Origin of the sequence: Tardiphaga alba (assembly GCF_018279705.1) — a bacterium.
GTDB classification, from domain to species: Bacteria; Pseudomonadota; Alphaproteobacteria; order Rhizobiales; family Xanthobacteraceae; genus Tardiphaga; species Tardiphaga alba.
Map to the genome: position 1 here is coordinate 1,654,238 of NZ_CP036498.1, position 26,410 is coordinate 1,680,647.

The following is a 26,410-nucleotide window of genomic DNA, read 5'->3' on the forward strand; positions in this document are numbered from 1 at the left end:
CACCTTACACGGCGATGTATCGCTCCGATCAGAACGTCTTGTCGGCGTCCGGACGATGCACGTTCTTCGGCGAGAAGCCGGAACGCTTGGCTTCACGCGCATTGCGCACCCAGACTTCGCGGTTCGGATGCAGGCCGGCGCCGCGGGTGGCGGGCACCGCCGTCTGGCGCGCACGATGCAGCAGGCGCGTATCGGCCTCGCCGCAGCTCGGATGGATGCCGCCATTGTCGGCGACCACCTTGTCCCATGCCGCCTTGCGCTTGGCATAGACGGCAGCGTCCTGAAGCTGCGTGCAGTTCAGTTCGTTGCTGTTGAGATCGGCCACGATCTCGTCGCCGTCTTCCACCAGCGCGATGGCGCCGCCGAGTGCCGCTTCCGGTCCGACATGGCCGATGACGAGGCCCACCGAACCGCCGGAGAAGCGCGCATCGGTCATCAGACCCACCACGATATTGCGCTCGCGGCAGAGCGTGGTGATGCGCGAGGTGGGGTCCAGCATTTCCGGCATGCCGGGAGCGCCGACCGGGCCGTCGTAGCGCACGATCACCATGTCGTGGTTCTGGAATTTCTCCGGATGCTGGTCGAGTGCGGCGATCAGGCCGCGCTCGCCTTCGAACACGCGCGCAGTGCCGCGGAAGCAATTGTCCTCGAGGCCACCTTCGACGCCGGCGAGCTTGAGGATCGCGGAGAATTCCGGCGACAGGTTGCCGCCGAGCACGCGCAGGCCGCCGGTCGGCTTGTAGGGTTTTGCGACATTGTAGACGACCTTGCCGTCGGCCGGCTTGGTCTCGAGGCGCTTGATCTGCTCGGCCAGCGTCTCGCCGGTGCAGGTCAGCACGTCGCCATTGATCAGGCCGGCTTCCATCAGCTCGCGCACGATCACCTGCACGCCGCCGACATTGTCGATGTCCACCATCGAATATTTGCCATAGGGCCGCGCGTCGGTGAGCACCGGCACGACATATTGCGAGAGATAGTTGAATTCCTGCGGCGTCATGACTTCCTTCCAGAAGTCGGTGAAGCCTGCAGCGCGCGCGATTTCCGGCGCATGCAGCGTCACATTGGTCGAACCGCCGATCGCCAGCGAGACGATGACCGCGTTGCGGATGGAGTCACGGCTGACGATGTCGCGCGGCTTGATGCCCTTGGCGATCATGTTGGAGAGATAGCCGACCAGCTGCTCCGGAAACTCCTTCAGGCGGCGCGGATCGTCCGACGGCGGCGCCACCATGTGCAGCGGCTGCATGCCCACCACGCCGATGAAGGTCTGCATGGTGTTGTAGGTGAAGATGCCGCCGCACGAGCCGATGCCCGGGCAGGCATGGCAGGCGATGTGGTGGCGATATTCGGCGTCCGGATTGCCGGCGACCTGATAGGCGCTGACGATGTCCAGCTTCTCGCCGGTCTTCGGATCTTCGCCCGGATGGATCGAGCCGTCCGACATGATGATCGCCGGCTCGTTATGTTCGAGCAGCGCGGCCAGCGTGCCGACCGGCGGCTTGTCGCAGGCGACGACGGCGATGGTGCCGAGCAGGCCGGTGGCGCTCAGATGTTCCGACAGCGCGTCGTTGGTCACTTCGCGGCCGATCAGCGAATAGCGCATTTCGCGCGTGCCGTTGCGGATGCCGTCCGAGGTGGCGATGGTGTATTCGGGCTGCACGAGGCGATAGGGCAGCTGGCCCGCGCCGCGGCCGATCCGCTTCTTCAGGCTTTCATGGATCGCGTCCACCTTGGACATCACGCCCATGTAGCACTGGCTGTCACCCTTGGTGCCCACCACGCCCACCGACGGCTCATGAATGAGCGTCTCGTCCGTGCCGAGTACGCGCGCCATGCCAATGGTCTGCGCGGAACGGCCGGGGTGGTTGTCGATGGTGACGACGGGAGACTTGGACACGACGAATTCCTTCCTAGCGGCGGTATTCTGTGGGGTAAGACGATCGGCAGGCTAAAGCCAGTTCCGATCCGCCGGTTCTGTGAATAAACCCGGGGGCGCGCAAAGACAATTGCTTAGAACGCTTGCAATCTGCGCGTTTCTGCGGCGTCGGGCCGATCCCCGTCATTGCGAGGAGCGGAGCGACGAAGCAATCCAGTCTTTCTTCCTTCGCGGGGCTCTGGATTGCTTCGTCGCCAAATGGCTCCTCGCAATGACGGCAGAGACGTCAGGCTCTGGTCGAATACCGGACCGTGGCGCTGAGCGCCTGCACCCGGGGATCGACCTCGCGGAGATAGATGGTGCTCCGCAGAAACGCGATTTCCGCGTCCTCCTGCCCCTCATCCACGTCGATATACCAGGATTTCGGCCGGCCATCGGAACCGTCGCTCCAGCGATAGCCGCGGCGCTTCAGCTCGTCCTTGAGATCGAACGGCGACTGTTCCGCCCACACCCGCATGGTCTTGCGGCGCGCCCGTTCCAGCAGCGCAGCGAGGGCGGAGGTGCCGAGGGTCGGCAGCTCGAAAGCGAGGATCTCCAGCAGCGCGTGGCAATCGTCGATGGCGCGGTGGGCCTGATGGAAATAGCCGGCGCCGGCGAGGAGATAGCCGAGCTTGGCGCCTTCGAAACCATGCTTCTGCCAGTCGATCTCCTTCTGCGAGCAGCCCCACGGCTTCTTGGCAAATAGCGGACAGATGCGCTCGGCGAATTTGCGATCGAAGCCGGCATTGTGCGCGATGACGATCACGGCGCCATCGACAAAGGCGGTGACGGCATCGGTATCGATGCGATGTCCGGCCACCATCTCGTCGGTGATCCCCGTCAGTTCGACGATCTCGGGCGGAATCGGATTCGACGGTTCGTTGAACGCCGTGAACACCTCGCCGGCGCGGATGATGGTTCCATCCGGCAGATAGTCGAACTTGATCATCGCCAGTTCGATGATTTCGTCGCGGGTGTAATCGAGGCCGGTGGTTTCGACGTCGAGCAGGATGCCGGTTTTGACGGCCTGACCATTTGACGGCGTGTAGTTCGCGCGCGGCACGAGACGGCGAAGGATGCGATAGTCGCCGCTCTTGGCAAGTTCGTCCGCCATGGCAGCGAGGCTCAGCGATGGTTCAGGCATGTCGTGCAGTGAATTCCAGCGTCGGGTGTCGATCGGTGCATATAAAAAATCAGAACTGCATGATCGGTGATTCGCCCGCTGAAGGCATCCCTATCTTGCCATCCGCGCTTGCTGCCGCAGAATTGCAACCGTTCCGTGCTTGAGCATTGCCAGCCGCGATCCCCATGGACCCCCGAATGGCGGCAGATATATAGTCGCCGGTAAAGCGCGACCGCATCAATGTCGCCGCCATTCTTTGAGGAAGCCCATGACCCGGAAGACGCCCGACCAACTCCGCAGCGCGCGCTGGTTTGCACCCGACGATCTCAGGGCCTTCGGTCACCGCTCGCGCGCCATGCAGCAGGGCTATGCGCCGGAGGAGTGGAAGGGACGTCCGGTCATCGCGATCCTCAATACATGGTCCGAGGCACAACCTTGCCACATGCATTTCAAGACCCGCGTCGATGACGTGAAGCGCGGTATTCTGATGGCTGGCGGTTTCCCGATGGAATTGCCTGCGCTGTCGCTGTCGGAGAGCTTCCTCAAGCCGACCACGATGCTCTATCGCAACATGCTGGCGATGGATGCGGAGGAGTTATTGCGCGGCCATCCCGTCGATGGCGTCGTGCTGATGGGCGGCTGCGACAAGACCACGCCGGGCCTGCTGCTCGGAGCGACCTCCGCCGGCTATCCCGCGATCTATCTTCCGGCCGGCCCGATGCTGCGCGGCAACTGGAAGGGCAAGACGCTCGGCTCCGGTTCCGATGGCTGGAAATACTGGGATGAGCGCCGCGCCGGCAATATCTCCGAGAAAGAGTGGTTGGAAGTCGAGGGCGGCATTGCGCGCAGCTACGGCACCTGCATGACCATGGGCACGGCCTCCACCATGACAGCCATCGCCGAGAGCATCGGCATGTCGCTGCCCGGTGCGTCATCGATTCCCGCCGCCGATGCCGGCCATATCCGCATGGCCTCGGCCTGCGGCCGAAGAATAGTTGAAATGGTGTGGGAGGATCTCACGCCGGCAAAGATCCAGACGCGCAAGTCGTTCGAGAACGCCATCACCGTGGCGATGGCGATGGGCTGCTCCACCAATGCCATCATTCACCTGATCGCGCAGGCGCGCCGCGCCGGGCAGGATATCGGCCTCAATGATTTCGAGATCGCGAGCCGCAAGGTGCCGGTCATCGCCAATGTGCGTCCGTCCGGCGACACCTATCTGATGGAGGATTTCTATTACGCCGGCGGATTGCCTGGCCTGATGGGGCGCATCAAGGAGCATCTGCATCTTGATGTGATGACCGTCACCGGCAAGACGCTCGGCGAGAACATTGCCGGCGCCGAAGTGTATAACAGCGATGTCATCCGCACCGTCGATGATCCCATCTATGCCGAAGGCGCGCTGGCGGTGCTGAAGGGAAATCTCGCGCCGGATGGCTGTGTGATCAAGCCGTCGGCCTGCGATCCGCGCTTTCTCAAGCACACCGGCCCCGCGCTGGTGTTCGACGACTATCCCAGCATGAAGAAGGCCGTCGACGACGAAAGCCTCGATGTCACTGCGGATCACGTGCTGATCCTGCGCAATGCCGGGCCGCAGGGCGGGCCGGGCATGCCGGAATGGGGCATGCTGCCGATCCCGAAGAAACTGGTGAAGCAGGGCGTGCGCGACATGGTGCGCATCTCCGACGCCCGCATGAGCGGCACCAGCTACGGCGCCTGCATCCTGCATGTGGCGCCGGAGTCCTTCATCGGTGGTCCGCTCGCGCTGGTGCAGAACGGCGACATGATCACGCTCGACGTCGATGCGCGCACCATCAATCTCGATATCTCCGATGCCGAGATGGAGAAGCGTCGCGCAGCGTGGGTCGCGCCCGAGCGCAATTACGAACGCGGCTATGGCTGGATGTTCTCGAAACATATCCAGCAGGCCAATGAAGGCTGCGACTTCGATTTCCTGCGCACCGATTTCGGCGCGCCGGTGAAGGAACCGGCGATCTACTGATACGCTGTGACAACGGCGCGTCTTCCCGCTTGCGCCGCGTTGACCTAGATCAGGGCTGCACCGGATTCGCGGTGCACGCCTGGTGGTGTCGCCGGCGTTGGTGGACGGCGGCATGGTTGACATATCCGATCAAGACAAGGCTGCAGCGCAGGTCTGGCTGCAGCAGGCCGTGGCGGCCGATGCAGCAGGCGATGCCGCTGCGGCAGAACATGGTTTCCTCCAGGCGCTCGCTTGCGATCCGGATCTCAGTGACGCCTATTTCGGACTGGGCGTCGCGTGCTTCCGTGCATCGCGGTACGACCAGGCGGCGAGCTATCTGCAGGCGGTGGTTGCGCGCGGCGAGGCGGATGCCGTCGTGCATCTGCTGCTGGGGCAATCGCTCTATCAACTGGGGCGCTTCAGAGACAGCGCAGCGGCGTTTGAGTCGGCGCGCAACGATACGCCGCTCGCCGGCGAAACGGTGCGCCGCTATGTCCGTGCCCATATGTTTGCCGCGATGATCGACGGCGATGTCGCCGGCGCCATCGCGCGCTATCCCGCGATCGCCGGCAGTGACGCCGATCCCATCACCGATGTCATCCGTGAAGGCTTCGGCTTGCTGAGTGCCTATGGTCATGACAAGGCGGCGCTGGGGCTGGGCGAATGGCTGATCGCGGCGACACCCGATGACCCCGTGCAGCGGCACCTGAACGATGCCGTCGCTCGGCGGGCGATCGACAGCGTTCCCCCGCTTATGTCGAGGCCCATTTCGACGCGTTTGCCGCGGGCTTCGACGACAAGCTGGTGGGCGTGCTGCGCTATGACGTGCCGGCGCAACTTGCCGCATTGGTCAGCGGTCATCGCCGCAGCTTCGAGCACATGCTCGATCTCGGCTGCGGCACCGGCCTCGCGGGGCCGCATCTTGTGGCATGGGGCGGCGATTTGTCAGGCGTCGATCTGTCCACGCAGATGCTGGCCCGCGCAGAGCAGCGCGGCGTCTACGACGCGCTGGTCCATGCCGAAGCGCTGGATCATCTCCGCGCGCATTCCGCTGCGTTCGATCTCATCTTCGCGGCCGATACGCTGATCTATTTCGGCAGGCTCGATGCTGCGATGGCTGTGATCGCGCAGGCTGTCATGCATGGCGGCATCTTCGCGGCCAGCATCGAATGTGCCGCCCAGGATTTCGCGATCCTGCCATCCGGCCGTTTCGCCCATGCGGACGACTATCTGCTTCGCCTCGCCGAGCCTTATTTTGAATTGCTGGAGCAATGCCCTGTCGATATCCGGCTGGAAGCGAACATGCCCGTGAAGGGCACGCTGTTCGTCTGGCGCCGTCGCTGACGGATCAGGCCGGCGTCAGCGCCACATGCTTGATGATGCGGAAGCGCGTCGCGCTGCTGTCCTGCTTGAATACAGCGATGCTGTCGATGGACAGCGCTTCGAGATCGAGTTCGGAGAAGTGATGCTGCAAGGTGGCGAGCACCTGTGCGCCGCGCTCCTCCGGCAATCGTCCGGTCAGCGTCATGTGAAACCGGAAGTCCTCGAACACATAAGGATAGCCCCAATCGTCGAGATGCTCGATCTGGCGCGGCGTCAGCGCATCGGGCTTGCGACGCGCGCGGTCGTCCGCCGTCATCGGCGCACGGAAGGAATCGAAGTCGCGCACGCAGGCTTCCGCCAGCAGATGCAACTCGTCATCGTCGTCTTCGCGCGGGACGATGGCCGTGAAGCCGCTAATGGTGCGGACCACCGGCGCGATGATCGGGATCTCCCGCGGCTCCGCCGCGAAGTCATCGACGGCAGCCAGCAGTTCGGCCTCGCTGGTGTCTTCTGCGAGCGCAAACGGCGCCTTCAGCGTGCCGTGGAAACCGTATTTGCGCGGATCCCTGGTGATGGCGCTCCAATCCTCGAATTCGGTCGTCAGCGAATCTGGATGGTCAATGTCGTGGCCGCTATAGGCGTCATAGCCCAGGGTTTCGGCGCCGAACCGCGTCAGCGCGCGGTCGGCGTCGGGTGCGAAATAGATCGCATATCTCGGATAGTCACTCATGGGTCCAGCATAGAGCATGACGGGATCATGCTCCAGAGAGCATGATCGTCCGTCAGGCCGCAGCAATCGCCTGATGTGGCAAGGCTGTCGCAGGGCGCAACCGCGCGCCATCGGCGAGATGGGCCAGTTTGCCATTGGCGATGACGGCAACGATGCGCGGGCGCAGCGCGATACTGTCATCGATCAGCAGCAGGTCGGCCCGCCGCCCCGGCGCGATGTCGCCGCGATCGGTGAGGCCGGCCGCTCTGGCCGGGGCCGACGAGACCAGCGACCATGCCTGCGGCAGTGCCAGAATGCCGTCATGGACGAGGCGGAATGCCGCAAGCAGCTGCGCGGGATAATAATAGTCCGACGCCAGCACCGAGCAGAGGCCCCTGGCGATCATGTCGGAAGCCTTGGTCCAGCCGGTATGGCTGCCGCCGCGCACCACGTTGGGCGCACCGAACACGATGAAGTCGCCGGCTTCCGCGGCAGCGATTGCGGTTTCCTCATTGATCGGGAATTCCGCGATGCGGACGCCGAGATCGCGGAAGCCAGCGCGCATCGCCGGGCTGTTGTCGTCATGCGACAGCGTGGGGATGCCGGCCGCATTGGCGGCCTCGGCCAGCCGGGCGATCGAGGCCGGCACCTGATCGGCGCGCGACAGCACGCGGTCCACCAGCTGATCGAAGGCCTCGCTGCTGAGGCCGGTGCGTTCCACCATGCGCGCGCGCTTCGCAGGCTTGGAGATGCCGGCGAGATCCATATGGTCGTTGAAGGCGAGCAGGTCGATGCGGCCGTCCTTCATCCAGCCGATGATCTCGTCTTCCGCATCGAGATTGAACGTCTCCTGCCGCAGATGGAAGCGCGTATCCGCCGCAAGTTGCGGCCGCAGCGTCTCGATGGCGGCGAGCAGCTTGCGCGCATTGTCGGCGCCGCGCAGTCCCGGCTCCCACGACCATGTGGTGCCGTGAAAGACGGTGGTGATGCCGTTGGTGATGGCCTGTCTGTCGCTGTCGATCAGCGCCACATCGACCGGGAAATCGACGCCGGGACGCGGCATCAATTGGCGCTCGAAAGCGTCGCCATGGATATCGACGATCCCCGGCATCACGAGCAGTCCGCTGGCGTCGAGGCCGAATGCGCCATGGGCGGCATCGCCGATCCCGGCAATCACGTTACCCGAGATCGTCAGCGAGGTCTCGCCGATCTCGGTGCCGAGCAGGGTGCGTCCGCCTTCGATGTAAAGTTCAGTCATGCCGTCTCCACCTGCGTCGCCTTGACGCCCTTATACTTGCTCAGAAAGTCATCCACAGACAATTTGCGGAAATCCGGCAAAGCTTGCCGCAACATCTCGTGATCCCAGTCCCACCAGGCGAGGGTCATCAGCCCGTCCTCGACCGCCTGCGAGAAACGCCGCCGTATCGGCCGCGCCGGGTTGCCGGCGACGATGGTGTAAGCGGGAACATCTTTTGCGACGATGGCGCCGGCGGCGATCACCGCACCCGTGCTGATCTGTCGGCCGGGCAGCACGACCGCGCCGTGGCCGAGCCAGACATCATGGCCGAGGATGCAGTGATGTTCACGGCGCCATGCGAAGAAGTCGCTGTCATCGGCTTCGCCGGGGAAATAGGCGCTGGCGCGATAGGTGAAATGCGATTGCGCAGCGCGTTCCATCGGGTGATTGCCGGGATTGATCCGCGTCAGCGAAGCGATGGAACAGAACTTTCCGATCGTCGCATAGGTGATCTGGGACTCGTGCTCGACATAGGAGTAGTCGCCCATCGATACTTCATTCAGCACGGTTCGCGCGCCGACTTCGTTATAGCGGCCGAATGTAGCGTCTTTGAGTTTTGCGCTCGGCTCGATAACGGGATCGAGCGACAGCATCTTTCCGACCATGACGGCTCCGTGACTTCAAATGCGGGTGAGGCGTCATCAGACGCTTTCGTGACAGGCGCGTGACGCAGGAATGAAAAACCGCGCCGCATCGCCGCAGGGCTGCGGGTTAAGCCCTGCAATTTATTCGTCACATCACTGTCATTCCCCAGCGATACCGGTTCGTTAATTTATTGATACCGGAGTATCTCATGCTTGCAGTCGAAGGCCTCACGTGCCGCTTCGGTACCAAGGCGGCGGTCGATAACGCGAACTACACGATTGCGCCCGGCGCTTTCGTCGGCGTGATCGGTCGTTCCGGCGCGGGCAAGTCGACGATGCTGCGAATGATCAATCGTCTGGCCGAGCCGACTGCGGGCCGCATCATGTTCGACGGTCTCGATGTGACTGCGCTCAAGGGGCGCGAACTACGCCAGTGGCGTGCGCGTTCGGCCATGATCTTCCAGCAATTCAATCTCGTTGGCCGTCTCGACGTGCTCACCAACGTGCTGATGGGGCGCCTGTCCGGCATGCCGCAATGGCGCTCGCTTACGCAGATGTGGCCCGATGAAGATCGCGCGCTGGCGATGTCCGCACTCGAACAGTTCGACATGGCGCAATATGCCTCGCAGCGCGCCGACCAGCTCTCGGGCGGCCAGCAGCAGCGCGTCGCCATTGCCCGCGCATTGGTGCAGCAGCCCGATCTCATTCTCGCCGACGAACCGATCGCCTCGCTCGATCCGCGCAACACACGCATCGTCATGGATGCGCTGCTGCGTATCAACAAGCATTTCGGCATCACGGTGATGTGCAACCTGCACTCGCTCGATTTGGCACGCACCTATTGCGATCGCCTGATCGGCATGTCGGCCGGTCGTGTCGTGTTCGATGGCGCGCCTGCGCAGCTCACCGAGCACATTGCCCGCGAACTCTACGATCTCGAAGCCGATGAGGTGATGGGATCGACGCCAATACATGCGCCAGTCGGCGCACGCGTTCCGGAATACGGCGCAGCCGCCGTCGCCTGATCGAATTTCCGCAATGGTCCGCGCCCGCATTTTGCGCGGGTGATGTCATCGCGGCGATAGACGCTCCGCTTAGCAACAAGAAACTCCGTCACCTCTCCAGATCACGCAGGGATTGCCATGATCAATCGTCGCTCCATTCTGCTCAGCGCCGCGGCGCTGGCTTTCGCCGCCACCTCGGCTTCGGCCCAGGACTACAAGGCGAAGTATCCGGAACTGACCTTCGCGGTCGTGCCCGCAGAGAACGCCTCGGGCGTCACCGAGCGCTGGACACCGTTCACCGCCTATCTCTCCAAGGAGCTGGGCGTGAAGGTCAATCTGCGCATCGCCAATGACTATGCCGCCGTCATCGAAGGCCAGCGTTCGGGCAATATTCATCTGGCCAGCTACGGTTCGGCCTCGTTCGCCCGCGCCCGCCTCACCGGCGTGAAGACCGATGCCTTCGCCAACGACATCAATATCGACGGTTCAACGGGCTATTATTCGGTGTTCTTCGTCAAGGCGACGAGCCCCTACAAGACCGTGCAGGAGTTGAAGGGCAAGAATCTCGGCCTGGTCGATCCGAATTCGACCTCGGGCAACAATGTGCCGCGCTTCGAGCTCGACAAGATGGGCATCACCGATGCCGACACCTATTTCAGCAAGGTCGTGTTCACCGGTAGCCACGAAAACGCGATGCTGGCGCTGTCGCAGGGCACCGTCGATGTGGTTGCCAATCAGTGGACCAATGACGGCGACTCCACGCTGGCCCAGATGATCACCAAAGGCATGCTGAAGAATGCTGACGGCTCGGTGATGAAGAAGGACGACTTCCGCATCATCCACAAGTCGGCGCCGATCATCAACGGCCCCTATGCCTATAGCTCGGACCTGCCGGAAGAGCTCAAGGCCGCCATCCGCAAGGCGTTCGAAGAAGCGCCGACCAAGGACAAGGCGGCCTTCGACAAGCTGTCCGACGGCCAGAAGAAGGGCTTCCATGCCGCGACCACCAAGGATTGGGACGCGACCATCGACCTGATCAAGTTCGTCGACGCCCTGCGCAAGAAGAAGGCGTCGTAAGACCCTAACTTCGACGGGAGCCGGATCGGGCATGATCCGGCTCCTTTTTTATTCTGACTGCTGGTGCGCTTTCTTTCTTCACCTCTCCCCGTTGGGGAGAGGTCGCCGCGTAGCGGCGGGTGAGGGGGCATCCACAAATAACATCGTCCGCGGCGCCCCCTCACCCTAACCCTCTCCCCGGAGGGGAGAGGGGACTACGTCGCTTCATCTTTGGCACGCAAGGCTCACCCAAATGCCCGCCGCCGTCTCCATCCTGCCGAGCCAGCAGCTCGCCGTATTGAACGACGCCTATCGCAAGGCGGTGTCGCGGCGTCGCCTGCGGACGCTGTTCGTTTGCGTCGCTTGCGCGGTGGTGCTGTTCGTCGCCGCCATCGGCGCCGAGGTGAACCTGTCGACCTTCATCGCCAAGATCGGCAACTTCTTCAGCTATTTCGATCGCATCTTCACGCTGGAGAGCGGCGCGCGCGTCTGGACGGATTTTGCCGAATGGTTCTGGGGCTGGCAGAAGTGGTTGTCGCTGCTCGGTGAAACGATCCTGATCAGCTATGTCGGCACCGTAGTGGGCGCTGTGCTCGCCTTCGGCCTGAACTTCCTCGCCGCCGAGAACACCGCGCCGTCGCGCTGGCTGCGCTTTGTCGTCAAGCGCTTCATGGAATTCTGCCGCACGGTGCCGGACATCGTGTTTGCGCTGATCTTCGTCATCGCCTTCGGCCTTGGCCCATGGCCGGCGTGCTCGCCATCGCCATTCACTGTGTCGGCGCGCTCGGCAAGCTGTATGGCGAGATCGTCGAGAATATCGACATGAAGCCGGTGGAAGGTATCCGCTCGACCGGCGCCAGCTGGATCGACTGCATGCGCTTCGCCGTGCTGCCGCAGGTCTCGGCCGGCTTTGCCAGCTACACGTTGCTGCGTTTCGAGATCAATGTGCGCGGCGCGTCCGTGATGGGCTTCGTCGGTGCCGGCGGCATCGGGCAGGAGCTCGTGGTCGCCGTGCGAAAATTCTATTATTCCGATGTCAGCGCGATCTTGCTGATGATCATCGTCACGGTCTTCGTCATCGATGTCTCGACCGGCTGGTTGCGTGGCCGCCTGTTCGGCAAGGAGACGCGGTCGTGAGCAGACAGCCCGATATCAACACCGACGCGTTGCGCGCGCGCTATCCGCATGTGTTCCACCGCCCGCTGAAGTCGCGCGCAGCCGTGCCGACGATCTTCGTGGCCGCGCTGGCGCTGCTGATCTTCGGCCTTGTCGAACTCGATTTCTCCCCGGCGCGTATGCTGCACGGTGTGCAGCAATTGGGCTGGATCACGATGATGATGATCCCGCCCGATCCCGGCTCGTCATTGCCGGCCTATCTGCAGGCCATGGGCGAGACGCTGTCGATTGCCGTGCTGGGTACCACGCTCGCCGCGCTGCTCGCATTGCCCGTCAGCCTGCTTGCCGCACGAAACGTCATTCCGTCCGCCTGGCTGCGTTTTCCCGTGCGCCGCTCGCTCGACACGATCCGTGGCGTCGATACGCTGATCTGGGCGCTGGTCTGGATCAATGTGGTCGGCCTCGGCCCATTCGCCGGCGTGCTCGCCATTGCAGTGTCGGATTTCGGCGCCTTCGGCAAATTGTTCTCGGAGGCCATCGAAGGCGCGGACAAGAAACAGGTCGAAGGCATTCGCGCCTCCGGCGGCAGCCCGTTGCATGAAATCCGCTTCGGCCTGATGCCGCAGGTGCTGCCCGTCATCGCAGGGCAGGTGCTTTACTTCATCGAATCCAATACGCGCTCGGCCACTATCATCGGCATCGTTGGCGCCGGCGGCATCGGCCTGCAGCTCGCCGAGCAGATCCGCGTGCTGGAATGGCAGAAGGTGTCGTTCCTGATCCTGATGATTCTTGTCGCAGTGGCGGCCATTGACTGGATCTCCGGCCGCCTCCGTTTCGCGATCATCGGCCGCCGCGCGGTGGCGTAATCACGCCGCCGCCTTGTGGCGGGCCTGTTCGGCCTTGAACAGTTCAAATTCCTCAGCCACAGCCCGCATCACATGGGGGCGTTGGCGGATGCCCGCGTGATACGCCTTGATCGCCGGCCATTGCTCCAGATCCAGCTGCGGGATCACCATGGTCCAGTTCAGCACCGTGGTGAGATAGCAATCGGCCACGCTGAACCGATCCAGCAGAAATTCGCGGCCAGCGAGATGTCTCTCCAGATAATCGAGTTTCGAACGGCCGATTTCCAGCGCATAGGCTTTCGCGTCAGACGGCGCCTTCTTCGAAAGCAGCGGCTGGAACAGTGACTTGTGCAGCTCCGTCCCGATGAAGCACAGCCATTGCTGCAGCCGGCTGCGCTCCATGCCGCTACCGGCCGCGATCGGCGAATTCGGGAAACACTCGGCCACATGCTGCAGGATCGCGGCATTCTCGGTCAGGATCACGCCGTCATCGGTGCGCAGCGTCGGCACAAGGCCGAGCGGATTGACGCCGTAGAAATTCGAGCCGTCCTGCAGCAGGGTTTTGCTCGGCGGATCGACTTCGAGAAAGCGCGCCTCGGCGCCGGCTTCATACAGCGCAATACGGGTAGCCATCGAGCAGGCCATCGGCGAGAAATAGAGATCCATGGGGTTTCCTTCGCAGTATGGCGCCGTGCGGTGGCGCCTTTGTTGATTTTCCTACCGTTTCGCACAATAATAGGGCGGTCAAGGAATAATTTGCGAAATGGTACAAAAAAAGAAATCGGCCGCGGGCGGAACGGAGACGGGGGGAGGGGGCCGAGCGAGGGCAAACGTCGCGGTCGTCCGCGCGCTTATGATCCGGATGTGGCTGTCGGGCAGGCCTTGTCGCTGTTCCGCCGCACCGGCTATGCCGCGACATCGCTGGATGATCTCAGCGCCGCCACCGGCATGAACCGGCCAAGCCTGTACGGCGCCTTTGGTGACAAGCGCGCGCTCTACATCAAGAGCTATCAACGCTATCGCGACGACTACACCGCCAAGGTGCTGGCGCTGTTCAAGGCCGATATCGATATCCGCGAACGCCTGCGCCGCTTCTATGCCGCGGCGCTCGATATCTACACGACAGGTGATGTCGATCCAGGCGGCTGTTTCGCTGTGATGACAGTGGCGTCCGACGCCATCGCCGATCCTGAGATCCGCGCCATGATGGTCGAAGGGTTCAAGGAGCTGGACGATGCCTTTGCGTGGTGCTTCCGCACCGCCATCGCGCGCGGCGAGCTGCCCGAGGCCACCGATGTCGATGGGCTGGCAAAACTGGCCTCCGCCTTGCTGAACCTGTCGTCGATCCGTGCCCGCGCGGGCGTGCCGCGCGCCGAACTCGATTCCATCGTGGACGGCGCCATCACCCAGCTCTGCCGCGCATGAGGCGGGAACCGTCCTGCGCGTCACGCCACAATAATTTCAGCTAACCTGTCGGCATCGCCGCGCGCTGCCCGTCTTTCAATCAAGGAGCCCCCATGCTGTACGCCATTCTCTGCTACCATGACGAAGCCGTTGTCGGTGCCTGGTCCAAGGACGAGGACGACAACGTGATGGCCAAGCTCGCCGTCGTGCATGGCAAGCTGGCCGCGCAGGGCCGCCTCGGTCCCGTCGCGCGATTGTTGCCGACCACCGCCGCCACCACGCTGCGCAAGGATGATCCACCGGTGGTGCTGGATGGGCCCTTTGCCGAAACCAAGGAGCAGTTGCTCGGTTTCTATGTGGTCGAGGCGGAGAATCTCGATGGCGCATTGGAGATCGCGCAGGACCTCGGGCGCGCCAATCCCGGCGGCGCCTATGAGATCCGTCCCATCGGTGTCTTTCATGGAGCATTCCAGCCATGACCGATGTTGCCTGGATCGATGCGGCGCTGACCTCGGCGCGTCCCCAGGCGCTCGGCGCACTGCTGCGCTATTTCCGCGATCTCGACACCGCGGAGGAGGCGTATCAGAACGCCTGTCTGCGCGCGCTGAAGACGTGGCCGCAGAATGGTCCGCCGCGCGATGCCGCGGCCTGGCTCATCATGGTCGGCCGCAATACCGGCATCGACGATATCCGGCGCGGCAAGCGGCAGCAGCCGCTGCCCGATGACGACCATGCGATCTCCGATCTCGACGATGCAGAGAGCGAAATCGCCGACCGGCTCGATGGCTCGCAATATCGCGACGATATCCTGCGGCTGCTGTTCATCTGCTGCCATCCGCAATTGCCGGCGACGCAACAGATCGCGCTGGCGCTGCGCATCGTCTCCGGCTTGACCGTGAAGCAGATCGCCCGCGCCTTCCTCGTCAGCGAGGCGGCGATGGAGCAGCGCATCACCCGCGCCAAGGCGGCGATTGCCAAAAACAAGGTGCCGTTCGAAGCGCCGGGCGCGCCGGAGCGCAGTGAGCGTCTGGCCGCCGTGGCTGCGATGCTCTATCTCGTCTTCAACGAGGGCTATTCGGCCGGCGGCGAGAGCGCCGATCTGCGCGCCCCGCTCTGCGAGGAAGCCATTCGCCTCGCGCGCCTGCTGCTCAAGCTCTTCCCAGCCGAGCCCGAGATCATGGGTCTCGCAGCATTGATGCTGCTGCAATATGCGCGCTCGGCGGCACGTTTCGATGCCGATGGTGCTGCGATCCTGCTCGAGGATCAGGATCGGGCGCTGTGGAACGGCAAGATGATCGCCGAAGGCCTCGCGCTGATCGACAAGGCCATGCGCCATCGCCGCACCGGCGCCTATCAGATCCAGGCCGCCATTGCCGCTTTGCATGCGCGCGCGGCCAGGCCGGAAGATACGGATTGGGCACAGATCGAATTGCTCTATGGCTCGCTGGAAATCCTGCAGCCGTCGCCGGTGATCACGCTCAATCGCTCGGTCGCCGTTTCAAAGGTCCGTGGCCCGCAGGCAGCATTGGACATGATCGCGCCGCTGGCATCGAAACTCGCCAATTACTTCTACTTCTTCGGCGCGCAGGGCGCCTATCTGAACCAGCTCGGCCGGCATGACGAAGCCCGCGAAAGCTTCAACCGGGCGATCGCCCTGGCGAACACGCCTGCCGAAGCCGATCACATTCGCCGGCATATCGATCGATTGGAGGACGACAGCAAGGTCAAGGTGGTCTGAAACAGCGCGTTCGTAGGATGGGTCGAGCGAAGCGAAACCCATCACGCTTGTGGCTGGCTCCGGCCGATGGGTTTCGTTTCGACGCTGCGCGTCTGCACTCTACCCATCCTACAGAAAAATCCTTATCGCATGTCGGATCCCATCCTCGCCGTTCGTCCTCTCCAGAACAACTTCTCAATGTTTAGGCCCACCATGCCCGTCTCTCCCGTCGCTCTCTGGACCGGCCGCATTCTCAGCGGCCTCGTCATTCTGTTCCTGCTCATGGATGGCGGCATCAAGCTGGTGCCCATCAAGGAGGTTACCGAGACCCTGCAGCAGCTCGGCTATAGCGGCTCGGTCGGGCAGGCGCGGTTGCTTGGTGTCATCACCCTGGCTTGCGCAGTGCTGTATGCCATTCCGCGCACCGCCATTCTCGGCGCGATCCTGCTGACCGGATTGCTCGGGGGCGCCATGGCAACGCATCTGCGTGTCGACAGCCCGCTATTCAGCCATCTGTTGTTCGGCCTCTATATCGGTGTGATGGCGTGGGGCGGCCTCTACTTGCGCGACCCCGCCTTGCGTGCGCTGATTCCGATCCGGACCTGAAACTCAACCCGAGGAGACGACCATGCAGATCAATCCTTATCTTCACTATGACGGCAATTGCGAGGAAGCCTTCAAGTTTTACGAGAAGGCGATCGGTGCCAAGATCGATGTGATCATGCATATCGAGGGCTCACCGGCCGCCGAACAGATGCCGGCCTCGATGGCCAAGAAGGTGCTGCATGCGCAGCTCTCCATCGATGGCGAGGTGATCATGGCCTCCGATTGTCCGCCGGATTATTTCGAGAAGATGCAGGGCTTCTCGGTCTGTCTGCAGGCCCAGACCCCGGCCGAGGGCGAGACGTGGTTCAATGCGCTGGCCGAGGGCGGTGAGGCCAAGATGCCATTCGCTGCCACGTTCTGGTCAAAAGGCTTTGGCATGTGCATCGACAAGTTCGGCGTGCCATGGATGATCAACACCGCGCAGGACTGTCCCGACCAGTGATGTTTTGCCGACGCCTCCCCGCGATGTGCGGGGAGGCGCTGCGCCTGTGCTTCCGAATTGAAAAGTAGTCTTATGTCTCCGTTTGCCCGTAACGCCATCGTGCTCGGCCTGCTTTGTGCCGTCGGTCCTTTCGCCATCGATATGTATCTGCCGGCCCTGCCGGATATCGAGAGCGATCTCGGCGCCACCACATCCGCGACGCAGCTGACACTGACCAGCTACTTCATCGCTTTCGGCCTGTGCCAGATCGCCTATGGGCCGCTATCCGATGTCTATGGCCGCAAAGCGCCTCTCTATGCCGGCCTGGCGCTGTTTGTCGTCGGCTCCATCGGCTGCGCCTTTGCGCCCAGCGTGGAATGGCTGATCGCAGCGCGTTTCGTTCAGGGCCTCGGCGCTGCCGCCATGGGCGTGATCCCGCGCGCCATCATTCGCGATCTGCACACCGGCATCGAGGCCACCAGGCTGATGTCGCTGGTGATGCTAGTATTCTCGGTTTCGCCAATTCTCGCGCCGCTTGGCGGCAGCGCGCTGATCGTGCCGTTCGGCTGGCGCGCCGTGTTCGTGGCGGTGACGATCGCGGCACTGATCGCGACCGTGCTGCTGGCTGTGATGCTGCCCGAGACGCGACTGGCGCATGAGCGCATTCGCGGCGATATCCGCAGCGTGCTCGGCCATTTCGGCACTCTGTTCCGCGATTGGCATTTCCTCGGCCTCACCTTTATCGGCGGCCTCGGCATGTCGAGTTTCTTCACTTTCCTGTCGATGTCGTCCTTCGTCTATATCAAGACCTATGGCATGAGCCTCGCGGAATACAGCGTGGCTTTCTCAATCAATGCGGTCGGCTTCATCGGTATGTCGCAGCTGGCCAGCCGGCTCGGCGGGCGCTTCGGCATGGGCCGCGTGGTGATGGGCGCGGTGATGGCCTATGCCGGCTTCGCCGTACTGCTGCTTGCGTTGACGCTGGCCGGTTTCACCAGCCTGTGGGTGCTGATCCCGCTGCTGTTCACGTCCTTCGCGTTTCTCGGCCTGGTGATCCCCTCGACCATGGTGCTGTCGCTGGAAAATCACGGCCCCATCGCCGGCAGCGCCAGCGCGCTCGGCGGCACATTGCAGATGCTGACCGGCGGTGCGGTGATCGCCGTCGCCGGCCTGTTCTTCAACGGCACGTCGCTGCCGATGGTGGTGACGATCGCGCTCACGGCGGTGGCGGCTCTGGTGATCACCATGGCCACCCTGCGTCCGCGCGCTATCGCCGCAACTTGCGGAATGAGCAATATCTGTCAGGCTCGATCGATCGAGGAAGAGGGATGAAGCGAATGACGTTCGGTTTGGCCTTTCTCGCGGCGATCGGTTCGGGCCTGATGGCCGGACTGTTCTTCATCTTCTCGGTGACGATCATGAGCGCGCTCGGCAAGCTGCCGGTGCCCGCCGGCATCGCCGCGATGCAGTCCATCAATACGACGATCCTGAACCCGCTGTTTCTCGCGGCTTTCATGGGCACGGCGCTGGTTTGCGTGATCATCGCCGTTATCGCGATGCTCGACTGGGCTGGCCCCGCATCGGGCTGGCTGGTGACCGGCGCGCTACTCTATGTCGCCGGCACCTTCCTCGTCACCATCATCTTCAACGTGCCGATGAATGATGCGCTCGCCGCCGCCACGCCCGACAGCAGCGAGGCAGCAAGCTTGTGGACGCGCTATCTCGCGGTCTGGACCGGCTGGAACCACGTGCGCACGGTGACATCCACCGCGGCGCTCGGGAGTTTCATTATGGCGCTGCGGCATCTCTAGGACCAATCAACATCGAGGATTGCCGACTATCCTGATCGCGAATTCACAGAGGATCATGATTTTACAGAGCGCTTTTCGAATGAGTGTGGCTTTGCTTGACCTCGTTATAATAGTACTCATACAAATGGGTATCCGCGCGCCCCTTTCGTACTAGCAGAGAGTAATTGTGAAGTCTGTTTGCCTCCAGTGAGCTTACTGCTCGCCAATCCTGGCCTACGACGAGATGCGCGAGATTGCCAAGCGCAGCTGCTATCCGGTTACGCAGGGGGGAGCTTTGGTATGCATCCGGCATGTATCGTCCGGATGTTGACAGTCTCACGAGCTCGGACGATTCATCTGGAGACAAAATACCTTGTTCGCCTAGTGCTCGCGCGATCACGTAAGCGTAGTTCAGGTTGCTCAGCGAGATCGAGATGGCGAAAAGCTTAAGCGCCTTAACTCGCAAATGTTGTGGATCTGCTACATCATCGAGCAGAGAGAAAATGTCTCGAACATAAAGAAAGTTTCCCCCCATGATTTCACCCAGTGCCCCACGTTGGGTTGAGAGTCCGAAGAGCTTAAAGCCCTTAGGGGAGAGAACCGCGTCGTATTCTCGGAATGCGGGCTCGCCGACAGTGTCGAAGCCAAACTCACATTGGATGGCGAGGGTCTCATCCGCCAAAAAGTGTCCGGCGCTCATCATTGCTTCGAAATCGTGACATTCGGCGTCGGTTTTTATGACGTCGAGCGATGGGATGGTTCCGTCGTGCCGCAACGACTGTAGCGATCGCACGGAGACCATTTGATGTTCGCAGTTGCCCGTTCGATTCGTAAGCGAGCTTTCGGTTCCATCAAGGTAGAACGGGAGAGAGTCGTCTTTCTCGCCGATAGCAATCTGATGATAGTCGCCGTTTGGCTCTCGTTTTATTTTTTGAAAATTGTCCGGATGCGGTTCGAAGGCTACTACTTTTGTTAGCTTTCTATCGGAGATTAAATCGCACCAAGGGTCTTCGACGCCAACAGCCGCACCGACATCGACAAAAATCAGTGGACTATCGGACAAGGCTCCAATCAGGAGCGGGTGTGCGTAACATTCTTTTAAGAGCCAGAGCGACATTTTTGACCTAAAATTTAAACTAATTACTAACATATCCATGATTTCGGCGAGACGAAAGCTACAAATGCCGAGATCAAATGGGCTAAGTCGCGACGCCCGCGTTGAGGCGCTTGCCCTCGGCGCGGAAGCTTAGTTCCCAGCTTCGTCAGTCATGCGCTCATCGGAGCGGCATGGCATCTCACCCATTGATCCCTTCACGCCGCAGCGTGGGCAGGCCGATGCCGGTGGCGTCGAAGCCGCCGTCCACGGCCAGCATCTGGCCGGTGATGTAGCTGGCGCGGTCGCTGCACAGGAAGAAGATGGCATCGGCCAGCTCGTCCTCGCCGCCGTAGCGGTTCAGCGGAATGGCGTCGTGATAGTCGGCGCGGATCGCCGGCGTGTGCACGGCCTTGGCCATCGCCGTTTCCACCGGGCCGGGCGCCACCGCATTGACGCGGATGCCCTGCAGCGCCAGTTCGACGGCGGACTGTTTGGTGAAATGGATGATGCCGGCCTTGCTGGTGCCGTAGGCGACGCGCAGCGTCGAGGCGCGCAAAGCCGAGATCGAGGCGATATTGACGATGGCCCCGCCGCCATGTTCGCGCATCAGGGGGGCTGCCGCCTTGGTGCACAGGAACGGGCCGGTGAGATTCACCGCCATGATGCGTTCCCATTCGTCCAGCGTGGTCTCCAGCAGCGGCTTGAAATTCGCGATGCCGGCATTGTTGACCAGCGCATCGAGCCGGCCGAAGCGGGCCTGCGTGTCGGCAAAGGCTTTGGCGACGGCCTTCTCGTCGGAGACGTCCGTATGCAGCGCCAGCGTATTGTCGGGATCGTTGAGCGCCTTGACGCTGGCGGCGAGCAGCTCGCCCTCGATATCCAGAAGCGCGACGCGATAGCCCTCGCCAAGAAACCGCTTCGCCACCGCGAGCCCGATGCCGCGCGCAGCGCCGGTTACCAGCGCGACCTTGCGGGTCTGTTCGTTGTTGTCAGTCTTGGTCATGTCCTGCCCTGCAGCTTGATCGTTGAAGGGCTGTTTAGGAAATGACAACGGCCGGGACAAGCCCGGCCGTTGCGCGATCCTGACGGGAGGTTCGGTCGTCAGAACCGGTAGGTCGCCGTTCCCAACACCGTACGTCCAAGGCCGTAATAGCAGTCGCCGCGGGAATAGCACGCTGCCACATAGCGCTCGTCGCTGATATTGTTGGCGTTGATCTGCAGCCGGAACGGGCCGGGGTCCCAGGCGATCATCATGTCAAACAGCGTGTAGTCGGGGATGGTGATCAAATTTGGCTCGTCATAGGACGTTCCGATATAGCGCACGCCGGCGCCCACCGAGACATCGCGCAGACCGAATGCCGTCAGTCTATACTTGCCCCACAGCGAGGCCTGGTTGTTCGGCACGCCTTCGACGCTCTTGCCGATATTTGTGCCGCTTTCGACCTTGGCGTTGATGTAGGAGTAGCTGCCGATGATGTCGAGATCAGCGGTCACCTTGCCGATGACTTCGAGCTCGGCGCCGCGAATGCGGACTTGTCCGGTCTGGCTGGAGGCGAACGGATTACTTGATGGGGCCAGCCGATTCTTCTCCACCGTGTCGTAGAGCGCAGCATTGATCGCCAAGGTGGAGGTCGGGTTGTACTTGAAGCCGACCTCGAATGTTTCGCCGCGCTGATCCTTGCAGGTGCCGCCGACACAGGCACTGCCGCCATAGACGGCGCTCACAAAGACCGGATTGAACGATTGCGCCCAGGTCACATAGGGATTGAGACCGAAAGGCGTTTCATACATCAGGCTGGCACGGCCGGTGGTGGCCGATCGGTCGCTGTCGTCGGCCACGGTGCGTCGTGTGCTGGCAAGGTCATGCCGAATGCCCAGCGTTGCCAGCCAAGGACCGAGGCGCATTTGGTCTTGCGCGTAAAATCCGGTCTGGGTCTGCCGCGTATCGGGATTATTGACCAGCGGGAGAAGGGCCACGCTGCTATAGACGGGGTTATAGAGGTCGAACAGTTGAGCATCGACGCCGCCGGCCGACGCCGAGCGCTGCTCGAGATTGCGATGATCGACACCGAACAGCATCTTGTGCGCGATCGGGCCGGTCAGCGCCTTCACCTGGATATTGTTGTCGATGGTGAAGCTGTCGTTGGACGACGTCTGATTGCCGGTCCCGCGAATGACGGAACGCCTGTTGCCGCTGAAGTCGAACACATAGGGATTCGGGAAGAACGAATACGCGTAGACGGAACGGTAGATGCCATCAACATGCGCGTAGCGCATGTTCTGGGTGAACTTCACCGCATCGTTGAATTCGTGTTCGAACAGGCTACTGATGGCGCCGGTCTCGGTCTGGTAGATGTCGTTCTGCGGATCGCCGGTAAAGCGATTGCGTGGAATATAGCCGTTCGGTCCCGCCACCAGCGTGCCTTCGCGCGGCAGGAAGCCGTTGCTGGTGCCTGATCGGTCCTTCTGATAGGTGCCAAGCACGGTCCAGCTGGTATTCGCAGTCGGGCGCCAGGTCAGCGATGGCGAGAGGGCGATCCGATTGTCCGGGACAAAATCGACCTGGGTGCCGCTATCGCGGAACAGGCCGACGAACCGGTACAGCCACTCGCCATCCTTGGTCAGCTTGCCGGTGGAATCCATCTGGATCTGCTTGCGGCCGAAATTGTCGAAGGCGACGCCGACTTCATTATGCGCTTCGGCGCGCGGGCGTTTCGAGATCAGATTGACCAGGCCGGCGATCGACGAGTCGCCGTAAAGCACCGAGGCCGGGCCGCGAAACACTTCGACACGCTCGAGCATGAAAGGATCGACGCGCCATTCGTTGAAGGCGCCGCGCTCATTCACCCGCGTGCCGTCGAGATAGACGTTCGGGCTCTGGCCGCGGATCGTCATGTAGTCGTTGCGCGTATCGACGCCGCCGGGTTCGGCAAACACGCCGGGCACATAGCGCAGGGTTTCGGCAACGCTGGTGGCGCCTTGATCGCGCACTTGCTCGGCGCCCACGACGCTGACCGACTGTGCCGTCTGGTTCAGTGGCGTGTCAGTCTTGGTGCCGGTGCCGCTGACTGTTGCCAGATAACCTTGTACGGGACTGGTGCCGGTCGCCGCACGCACCGCGGGTGCTGCTGCTGTTGCAGCAGTCGGAGCCGTGTTGCCGCGCGCCGCAGTTCGACGGCTTGTTGCACGCGCCGTCTGCGCACGTTGCGGACGGATCGGCGTGGCCCTGGGTTTGGCTTGTTCGACAACAACGGGTGGGAGTTGGTTTTGCGCCTGTGCCGATGCATCGACAGCGAAGATGGTGAGAACCGAGATTGACGCTCCGAAGAGTCGCCGAGATGTGCTGGAGTTTAGCATAGTTACCTTGTCGCCTAATTTTCAGCTCATTCGGTAACGCCTCTCTACGGCCGAGGAAACGCCAAATGGCTGTTTTCACAGGCCACCAGTTTAGTATCGCTCCACTGTTGCCCAGCGTTTCTGCGCGACTCCTTGTTAGTCGCGAAACTAAGAGGAGCATGTTATTTTTTACGAAACTACAAAGAGTATGTCGGCACGTGCGGTTGTCATTCGTCTTTCAGTCGCTTGCCAAATCTCAATGCTCGCGCATGTCCGGGAGAATGCTCATGTCACTCACTCTGCATTTCCATCCGCTGTCATCCTATTGCTGGAAGACATTGATCGCTCTCTATGAGAACGACACGCCGTTCGTGCCGCGCATAGTCAATCTCGGTGACCCCGCGCAACGCTATGCGCATCTGGCGTTGTGGCCGGTCGGCAAGTTCCCGGTGCTGCAGGATGATGCGCGCGGTGACATCGTGCCGGAAGCGACCATCATCATCGACTATCTCGACAGTCACTATCCCGGGGCGACACGTTTCATTCCCGAAGGCGATCTCGGCCTGAAGACACGGCTGCGCGATCGCTTCTTCGATCTCCACCTTCACGCACACATGCAGAAGATCATCGACGACCGGTTGCGCCCGGCCGATGTCAAGGATCCGCATGGCGTTGCGGAGGCGAAGACAAAGTTGGGTATCGCCTATGACATGATCGAGCGCGACATGGCCGATGGACCGTGGGCGATGGCGCGTGCCTTTACGCTCGCTGATTGCGCGGCCTTGCCGCCGCTCTATTACGCCAACAAGGTGCTGCCCTTTGCCGACACGCATCCGCGCGCCTTCGCCTATCTCCAGCGCTTGCAGGCCCGGCCGTCGATCGCGCGCGTGCTCAGGGAAGCCGAGCCTTATCTCGGCATGTTCCCGCAGGAATGATGCGGCCATGACGCCGGAGATAATTCCAAAGGCGCTGTCGGATTGGCAGATCACCAATCGTCATTCTGACAGTCAACGCTGAAGGGGAAGAGCCATGCGTTTCATGGTGATCGTGAAGGCCAACAAGGACACCGAAGCCGGTGTGATGCCGTCGATGGAATTGCTCACGGCGATGGGAAATTTCAACGAAGAAATGGTCAAGGCCGGTGTGATGCAGGCCGGCGAGGGCGTGCATCCGACCAGCAAGGGCACGCGCATCCGCTATGGGGACGGCGCGCCCGCTGTGACGCATGGGCCATTCCCTCTGTCGAGTGATCTCCTTGCCGGTTTCTGGCTGATCGAAACCGAGACGCGCGACGAAGCGATCGCCTGGATGAAGCGCGCGCCGTTCGAGAGCGGTGCCGAGATCGAGATCCGACAGATCTTTGCGCCGGAGGATTTTGGCGACGCGTTCACGCCCGAGCTGCGCGAGCAGGAAGAGCTGATGCGCGCGCAGCTGGAGAAGTAAGCGACATGTAGGGTGGGCAAAGCGCAGCGTGCCCACCATTCCCGACCCAGCATCTGACGGTGGGCACGCGTCCGCCGACGCGCTGCGCGCTATGGCGGAGGCTTTGCCCACCCTACAGGCGCAAATCAGGCGGCGATGGTCTTGCGATAGAGCGAGGAATAGCTCGCCGCCGAAATGTTCCAGGAGAATGATTTCGCCATGGCGCTGCGGCGCATGGAGTTCAGCCGGTCCTTCGCGCCATAGGTGGCGAAGGCGCGCAGGATGCCCCGAGGAACGACTCGGTGGAGGGCTGCGTGAACAGGAAGCCGGTCTCGCCATCGACAATGGTTTCGGCAAGGCCGCCGGTCTGATGGCCGATCGGCAGCGAGCCGAAGCGCTGCGCATACATCTGGCTCAGGCCGCACGGCTCGAAGCGTGACGGCATCAGCGTGAAATCGCTGCCGGCGAAGATGCGGCGGGCTTCGCGGTCGTTAAAGCCGATGGCGACGCCGATGGCGTCGGGTCGGCGGCGATGCGCCTCCATCAGCGCATTCTCGATGGCGGTCTCGCCGCGGCCGGTGACGACGATCTGTCCGCCAGCCGACACAATCGCATCAGCCGCAGCGAGTACGAGATCGACGCCCTTCTGATGCACGAGACGGGCGACCAGACCGAAAATGGGCCCGCGCGACAGCGCGAGCCCGAATTGCTGACGGACACCATCGGCATTGGCGCGTTTGGCTTCCCAGTCGCCGGCGCCGAACGGGCGCATCAGTTCCGGGCAGACGCGCGGATCCCAGGTCTCGTCGATGCCATTGAGGATGCCGGTGAGCTGCGATGCATTCGAACGCTTCTTCAGCAGGCCTTCGAGGCCGCAGCCGAGCTCGGGCGTGGTGATCTCGCGGGCATAGGTCTCGCTCACCGTGGTGAGATGCGTCGCATAGTTCAGGCCGCCTTTGAGGAAGGACAGCTTGTCGTAGAATTCCAGCCCGTCGATATGGAACGACTCGTCCGGCGCGCCGATACGGCGCAGCGCAGTCTTCGGGAACAGGCCCTGATAGGCCAGATTGTGGATGGTCAGGATGGTCGGGATCTGGCTGCCGTTCCAGGCCATATAGGCCGGCACCAGTGCGCCCGGCCAGTCATTGGCATGAACGAGATCGGCCGCCCAGTTCGGGTCGAGCTCGCCGGCTGCCAGCAGCGCCGCCGCCGAGGCGAAGCGGGCAAAGCGGATATCGTTGTCCGGCCAGTCGCGGGCGTTTTCGTCGCCATAGGGATTGCCGGGGCGATCATAGAGCTGCGGGCACAGCAGCACATAGATAGGCATGCCGTCCCGGGTGGCGGCGAGGCCGAGCGAGCAGGCCGGCATCTCGGCCAGCGCCGGGCATTCCCCACGATCTCGATCGGTCCGCATTGGGAGACCACGTCGCGATAGCCGGGGAGGATGACGCGAACGTCGGTCCAGTTGCGCAGCGCGCGGGGTAGGGCCGCCGACACGGCGGCGAGTCCGCCGACGCGGACATAGTCGTCGATCTCAGGCGTGACGAACAGAACCCTCAAGCGCGCCCCTCGTGCCCCATGTGGCGCAAGTGAATGGAAACCGGTCCGATGCCTCTGGGTGCATCACTACCTAACGGTTTTGGAACTCAGTTTTATTACTTGCCG

At 62.3% G+C, this 26,410-nt stretch carries 23 protein-coding genes and 3 pseudogenes; 16 read left to right on the plus strand and 10 right to left on the minus strand.

Translation table 11 applies throughout. The features are described from left to right. Window positions 1-28: 28 nt before the first annotated feature. Both RPMA_RS07780 and RPMA_RS07785 read right to left on the minus strand, forming a co-directional pair. Window positions 29-1,897: a dihydroxy-acid dehydratase domain-containing protein gene (locus RPMA_RS07780; protein WP_249225588.1), complete on the minus strand. Its 1,869-nt coding sequence runs from the start codon at window positions 1,895-1,897 to the stop codon at window positions 29-31. Window positions 1,898-2,162: 265 nt separating this feature from the next. Further along, window positions 2,163-3,059 carry a 3'-5' exonuclease gene (locus RPMA_RS07785; protein WP_211912276.1) on the minus strand — a complete coding sequence of 299 codons (897 nt, stop codon included), beginning with the start codon at window positions 3,057-3,059 and terminating at the stop codon, window positions 2,163-2,165. A gap of 247 nt (window positions 3,060-3,306) precedes the next feature. Here RPMA_RS07785 and araD point away from each other — a divergent pair, with 247 nt between their 5' ends. The 3 genes and pseudogenes from araD to RPMA_RS07800 all read left to right on the plus strand — a co-directional run bounded on the left by araD (window position 3,307) and on the right by RPMA_RS07800 (window position 6,363). After that, the gene (gene araD, locus RPMA_RS07790; RefSeq protein WP_211912277.1) at window positions 3,307-5,040 is read left to right on the plus strand and encodes an L-arabinonate dehydratase; all 1,734 of its coding nucleotides are present in this window, start codon (window positions 3,307-3,309) and stop codon (window positions 5,038-5,040) included. 112 nt (window positions 5,041-5,152) lie between these two features. Further along, window positions 5,153-5,506, plus strand: a pseudogene (locus RPMA_RS28525) (tetratricopeptide repeat protein); the annotation flags it as partial. A gap of 317 nt (window positions 5,507-5,823) precedes the next feature. Further along, window positions 5,824-6,363 carry a class I SAM-dependent DNA methyltransferase gene (locus RPMA_RS07800; protein ID WP_249225589.1) on the plus strand — a complete coding sequence of 180 codons (540 nt, stop codon included), beginning with the start codon at window positions 5,824-5,826 and terminating at the stop codon, window positions 6,361-6,363. Window positions 6,364-6,367: 4 nt separating this feature from the next. Here the strand turns inward: RPMA_RS07800 and RPMA_RS07805 are convergent, their stop codons facing one another. Genes RPMA_RS07805 through RPMA_RS07815 form a run of 3 tightly spaced genes read right to left on the minus strand, consistent with a single transcriptional unit; the run spans window position 6,368 to window position 8,953 of the window. Further along, window positions 6,368-7,072, minus strand: coding sequence for a DUF1045 domain-containing protein (locus tag RPMA_RS07805; RefSeq protein WP_211912279.1), 705 nt, complete (start codon window positions 7,070-7,072; stop codon window positions 6,368-6,370). Window positions 7,073-7,124: 52 nt separating this feature from the next. Next, on the minus strand, window positions 7,125-8,309 hold the full coding sequence (locus tag RPMA_RS07810) for an alpha-D-ribose 1-methylphosphonate 5-triphosphate diphosphatase (protein WP_211912280.1): 1,185 nt from the start codon (window positions 8,307-8,309) through the stop codon (window positions 7,125-7,127). After that, window positions 8,306-8,953 carry an LbetaH domain-containing protein gene (locus RPMA_RS07815; protein WP_211912281.1) on the minus strand — a complete coding sequence of 216 codons (648 nt, stop codon included), beginning with the start codon at window positions 8,951-8,953 and terminating at the stop codon, window positions 8,306-8,308. The genes RPMA_RS07810 and RPMA_RS07815 overlap by 4 nt, the downstream gene beginning before the upstream one ends. Before the next feature lie 188 nt (window positions 8,954-9,141). Here RPMA_RS07815 and phnC point away from each other — a divergent pair, with 188 nt between their 5' ends. From phnC to phnE (RPMA_RS07835), 4 genes and pseudogenes are all read left to right on the plus strand, one after another. Next, window positions 9,142-9,957, plus strand: a complete 816-nt coding sequence (phnC, locus tag RPMA_RS07820; protein WP_211912282.1) for a phosphonate ABC transporter ATP-binding protein — start codon at window positions 9,142-9,144, stop codon at window positions 9,955-9,957. 117 nt (window positions 9,958-10,074) lie between these two features. Continuing rightward, the gene (phnD, locus tag RPMA_RS07825; RefSeq protein WP_211912283.1) at window positions 10,075-11,013 is read left to right on the plus strand and encodes a phosphonate ABC transporter substrate-binding protein; all 939 of its coding nucleotides are present in this window, start codon (window positions 10,075-10,077) and stop codon (window positions 11,011-11,013) included. A gap of 232 nt (window positions 11,014-11,245) precedes the next feature. Beyond that, window positions 11,246-12,129, plus strand: a pseudogene (gene phnE, locus RPMA_RS07830) (phosphonate ABC transporter, permease protein PhnE). After that, on the plus strand, window positions 12,126-12,974 hold the full coding sequence (gene phnE, locus RPMA_RS07835; protein ID WP_211912284.1) for a phosphonate ABC transporter, permease protein PhnE: 849 nt from the start codon (window positions 12,126-12,128) through the stop codon (window positions 12,972-12,974). Before phnE (RPMA_RS07830) ends, phnE (RPMA_RS07835) begins: the two are co-directional and overlap by 4 nt. Here phnE (RPMA_RS07835) and RPMA_RS07840 read toward each other — a convergent pair whose 3' ends face one another. Further along, the gene (locus tag RPMA_RS07840; protein WP_211912285.1) at window positions 12,975-13,619 is read right to left on the minus strand and encodes a glutathione S-transferase C-terminal domain-containing protein; all 645 of its coding nucleotides are present in this window, start codon (window positions 13,617-13,619) and stop codon (window positions 12,975-12,977) included. Window positions 13,620-13,817: 198 nt separating this feature from the next. Between RPMA_RS07840 and RPMA_RS07845 the strand changes: the two genes are divergently transcribed. The 7 genes from RPMA_RS07845 (at window position 13,818) to RPMA_RS07875 (ending at window position 18,912) form a co-directional block, all read left to right on the plus strand. Beyond that, complete coding sequence (locus tag RPMA_RS07845; protein ID WP_328516565.1) at window positions 13,818-14,378, plus strand: TetR/AcrR family transcriptional regulator; 561 nt, start codon at window positions 13,818-13,820, stop codon at window positions 14,376-14,378. Window positions 14,379-14,470: 92 nt separating this feature from the next. Then, window positions 14,471-14,836: a YciI family protein gene (locus RPMA_RS07850; protein WP_211912286.1), complete on the plus strand. Its 366-nt coding sequence runs from the start codon at window positions 14,471-14,473 to the stop codon at window positions 14,834-14,836. Beyond that, window positions 14,833-16,095: an RNA polymerase sigma factor gene (locus RPMA_RS07855; protein ID WP_211912287.1), complete on the plus strand. Its 1,263-nt coding sequence runs from the start codon at window positions 14,833-14,835 to the stop codon at window positions 16,093-16,095. Before RPMA_RS07850 ends, RPMA_RS07855 begins: the two co-directional genes overlap by 4 nt. Before the next feature lie 177 nt (window positions 16,096-16,272). Next, window positions 16,273-16,680 (plus strand): DoxX family protein, encoded by a 408-nt coding sequence (locus RPMA_RS07860; RefSeq protein WP_211912288.1) that lies wholly within the window; start codon window positions 16,273-16,275, stop codon window positions 16,678-16,680. Between the two features lie 22 nt (window positions 16,681-16,702). After that, a complete protein-coding gene (locus tag RPMA_RS07865; RefSeq protein WP_211912289.1) occupies window positions 16,703-17,122 on the plus strand; it encodes a VOC family protein in 420 nt (139 codons plus the stop codon). 72 nt (window positions 17,123-17,194) lie between these two features. Continuing rightward, window positions 17,195-18,433 (plus strand): multidrug effflux MFS transporter, encoded by a 1,239-nt coding sequence (locus RPMA_RS07870; protein ID WP_211912290.1) that lies wholly within the window; start codon window positions 17,195-17,197, stop codon window positions 18,431-18,433. A 5-nt stretch (window positions 18,434-18,438) separates the two neighbouring features. Continuing rightward, the gene (locus tag RPMA_RS07875; protein ID WP_328516566.1) at window positions 18,439-18,912 is read left to right on the plus strand and encodes an anthrone oxygenase family protein; all 474 of its coding nucleotides are present in this window, start codon (window positions 18,439-18,441) and stop codon (window positions 18,910-18,912) included. A gap of 61 nt (window positions 18,913-18,973) precedes the next feature. On the opposite strand, the gene RPMA_RS07880 is transcribed toward RPMA_RS07875, so the two are convergent. The 3 genes from RPMA_RS07880 to RPMA_RS07890 all read right to left on the minus strand — a co-directional run bounded on the left by RPMA_RS07880 (window position 18,974) and on the right by RPMA_RS07890 (window position 23,104). Further along, window positions 18,974-20,008 carry an FkbM family methyltransferase gene (locus RPMA_RS07880; RefSeq protein ID WP_211912292.1) on the minus strand — a complete coding sequence of 345 codons (1,035 nt, stop codon included), beginning with the start codon at window positions 20,006-20,008 and terminating at the stop codon, window positions 18,974-18,976. 178 nt (window positions 20,009-20,186) lie between these two features. Continuing rightward, window positions 20,187-20,990 (minus strand): SDR family NAD(P)-dependent oxidoreductase, encoded by an 804-nt coding sequence (locus RPMA_RS07885; RefSeq protein WP_211912293.1) that lies wholly within the window; start codon window positions 20,988-20,990, stop codon window positions 20,187-20,189. Window positions 20,991-21,088: 98 nt separating this feature from the next. Continuing rightward, complete coding sequence (locus RPMA_RS07890) at window positions 21,089-23,104, minus strand: TonB-dependent siderophore receptor (protein ID WP_249225590.1); 2,016 nt, start codon at window positions 23,102-23,104, stop codon at window positions 21,089-21,091. 506 nt (window positions 23,105-23,610) lie between these two features. Between RPMA_RS07890 and RPMA_RS07895 the strand changes: the two genes are divergently transcribed. Beyond that, window positions 23,611-24,258, plus strand: a complete 648-nt coding sequence (locus RPMA_RS07895; protein ID WP_211912295.1) for a glutathione S-transferase family protein — start codon at window positions 23,611-23,613, stop codon at window positions 24,256-24,258. 94 nt (window positions 24,259-24,352) lie between these two features. Then, complete coding sequence (locus RPMA_RS07900; protein ID WP_211912296.1) at window positions 24,353-24,766, plus strand: YciI family protein; 414 nt, start codon at window positions 24,353-24,355, stop codon at window positions 24,764-24,766. A gap of 125 nt (window positions 24,767-24,891) precedes the next feature. On the opposite strand, the pseudogene glgA reads toward RPMA_RS07900, so the two are convergent. Then, window positions 24,892-26,305, minus strand: a pseudogene (glgA, locus tag RPMA_RS07905) (glycogen synthase GlgA). Window positions 26,306-26,410 lie beyond the last annotated feature (105 nt).

Excerpts from the sequence above, each read along its gene's own strand:
- RPMA_RS07850 (WP_211912286.1), top strand. The coding sequence starts at position 14,471 with ATGCTGTACGCCATTCTCTGCTACCATGACGAAGCCGTTGTCGGTGCC.
- RPMA_RS07810 (WP_211912280.1), bottom strand. The coding sequence starts at position 8,309 with ATGACTGAACTTTACATCGAAGGCGGACGCACCCTGCTCGGCACCGAG.
- RPMA_RS07805 (WP_211912279.1), bottom strand. The coding sequence starts at position 7,072 with ATGAGTGACTATCCGAGATATGCGATCTATTTCGCACCCGACGCCGAC.
- RPMA_RS07855 (WP_211912287.1), top strand. The coding sequence starts at position 14,833 with ATGACCGATGTTGCCTGGATCGATGCGGCGCTGACCTCGGCGCGTCCC.
- RPMA_RS07885 (WP_211912293.1), bottom strand. The coding sequence starts at position 20,990 with ATGACCAAGACTGACAACAACGAACAGACCCGCAAGGTCGCGCTGGTA.
- RPMA_RS07785 (WP_211912276.1), bottom strand. The coding sequence starts at position 3,059 with ATGCCTGAACCATCGCTGAGCCTCGCTGCCATGGCGGACGAACTTGCC.
- RPMA_RS07895 (WP_211912295.1), top strand. The coding sequence starts at position 23,611 with ATGTCACTCACTCTGCATTTCCATCCGCTGTCATCCTATTGCTGGAAG.
- RPMA_RS07880 (WP_211912292.1), bottom strand. The coding sequence starts at position 20,008 with ATGTCGCTCTGGCTCTTAAAAGAATGTTACGCACACCCGCTCCTGATT.
- phnD (WP_211912283.1), top strand. The coding sequence starts at position 10,075 with ATGATCAATCGTCGCTCCATTCTGCTCAGCGCCGCGGCGCTGGCTTTC.
- phnC (WP_211912282.1), top strand. The coding sequence starts at position 9,142 with ATGCTTGCAGTCGAAGGCCTCACGTGCCGCTTCGGTACCAAGGCGGCG.
- RPMA_RS07870 (WP_211912290.1), top strand. The coding sequence starts at position 17,195 with ATGTCTCCGTTTGCCCGTAACGCCATCGTGCTCGGCCTGCTTTGTGCC.
- RPMA_RS07815 (WP_211912281.1), bottom strand. The coding sequence starts at position 8,953 with ATGGTCGGAAAGATGCTGTCGCTCGATCCCGTTATCGAGCCGAGCGCA.
- RPMA_RS07860 (WP_211912288.1), top strand. The coding sequence starts at position 16,273 with ATGTTTAGGCCCACCATGCCCGTCTCTCCCGTCGCTCTCTGGACCGGC.
- RPMA_RS07875 (WP_328516566.1), top strand. The coding sequence starts at position 18,439 with ATGACGTTCGGTTTGGCCTTTCTCGCGGCGATCGGTTCGGGCCTGATG.
- araD (WP_211912277.1), top strand. The coding sequence starts at position 3,307 with ATGACCCGGAAGACGCCCGACCAACTCCGCAGCGCGCGCTGGTTTGCA.
- RPMA_RS07900 (WP_211912296.1), top strand. The coding sequence starts at position 24,353 with ATGCGTTTCATGGTGATCGTGAAGGCCAACAAGGACACCGAAGCCGGT.
- RPMA_RS07865 (WP_211912289.1), top strand. The coding sequence starts at position 16,703 with ATGCAGATCAATCCTTATCTTCACTATGACGGCAATTGCGAGGAAGCC.
- RPMA_RS07840 (WP_211912285.1), bottom strand. The coding sequence starts at position 13,619 with ATGGATCTCTATTTCTCGCCGATGGCCTGCTCGATGGCTACCCGTATT.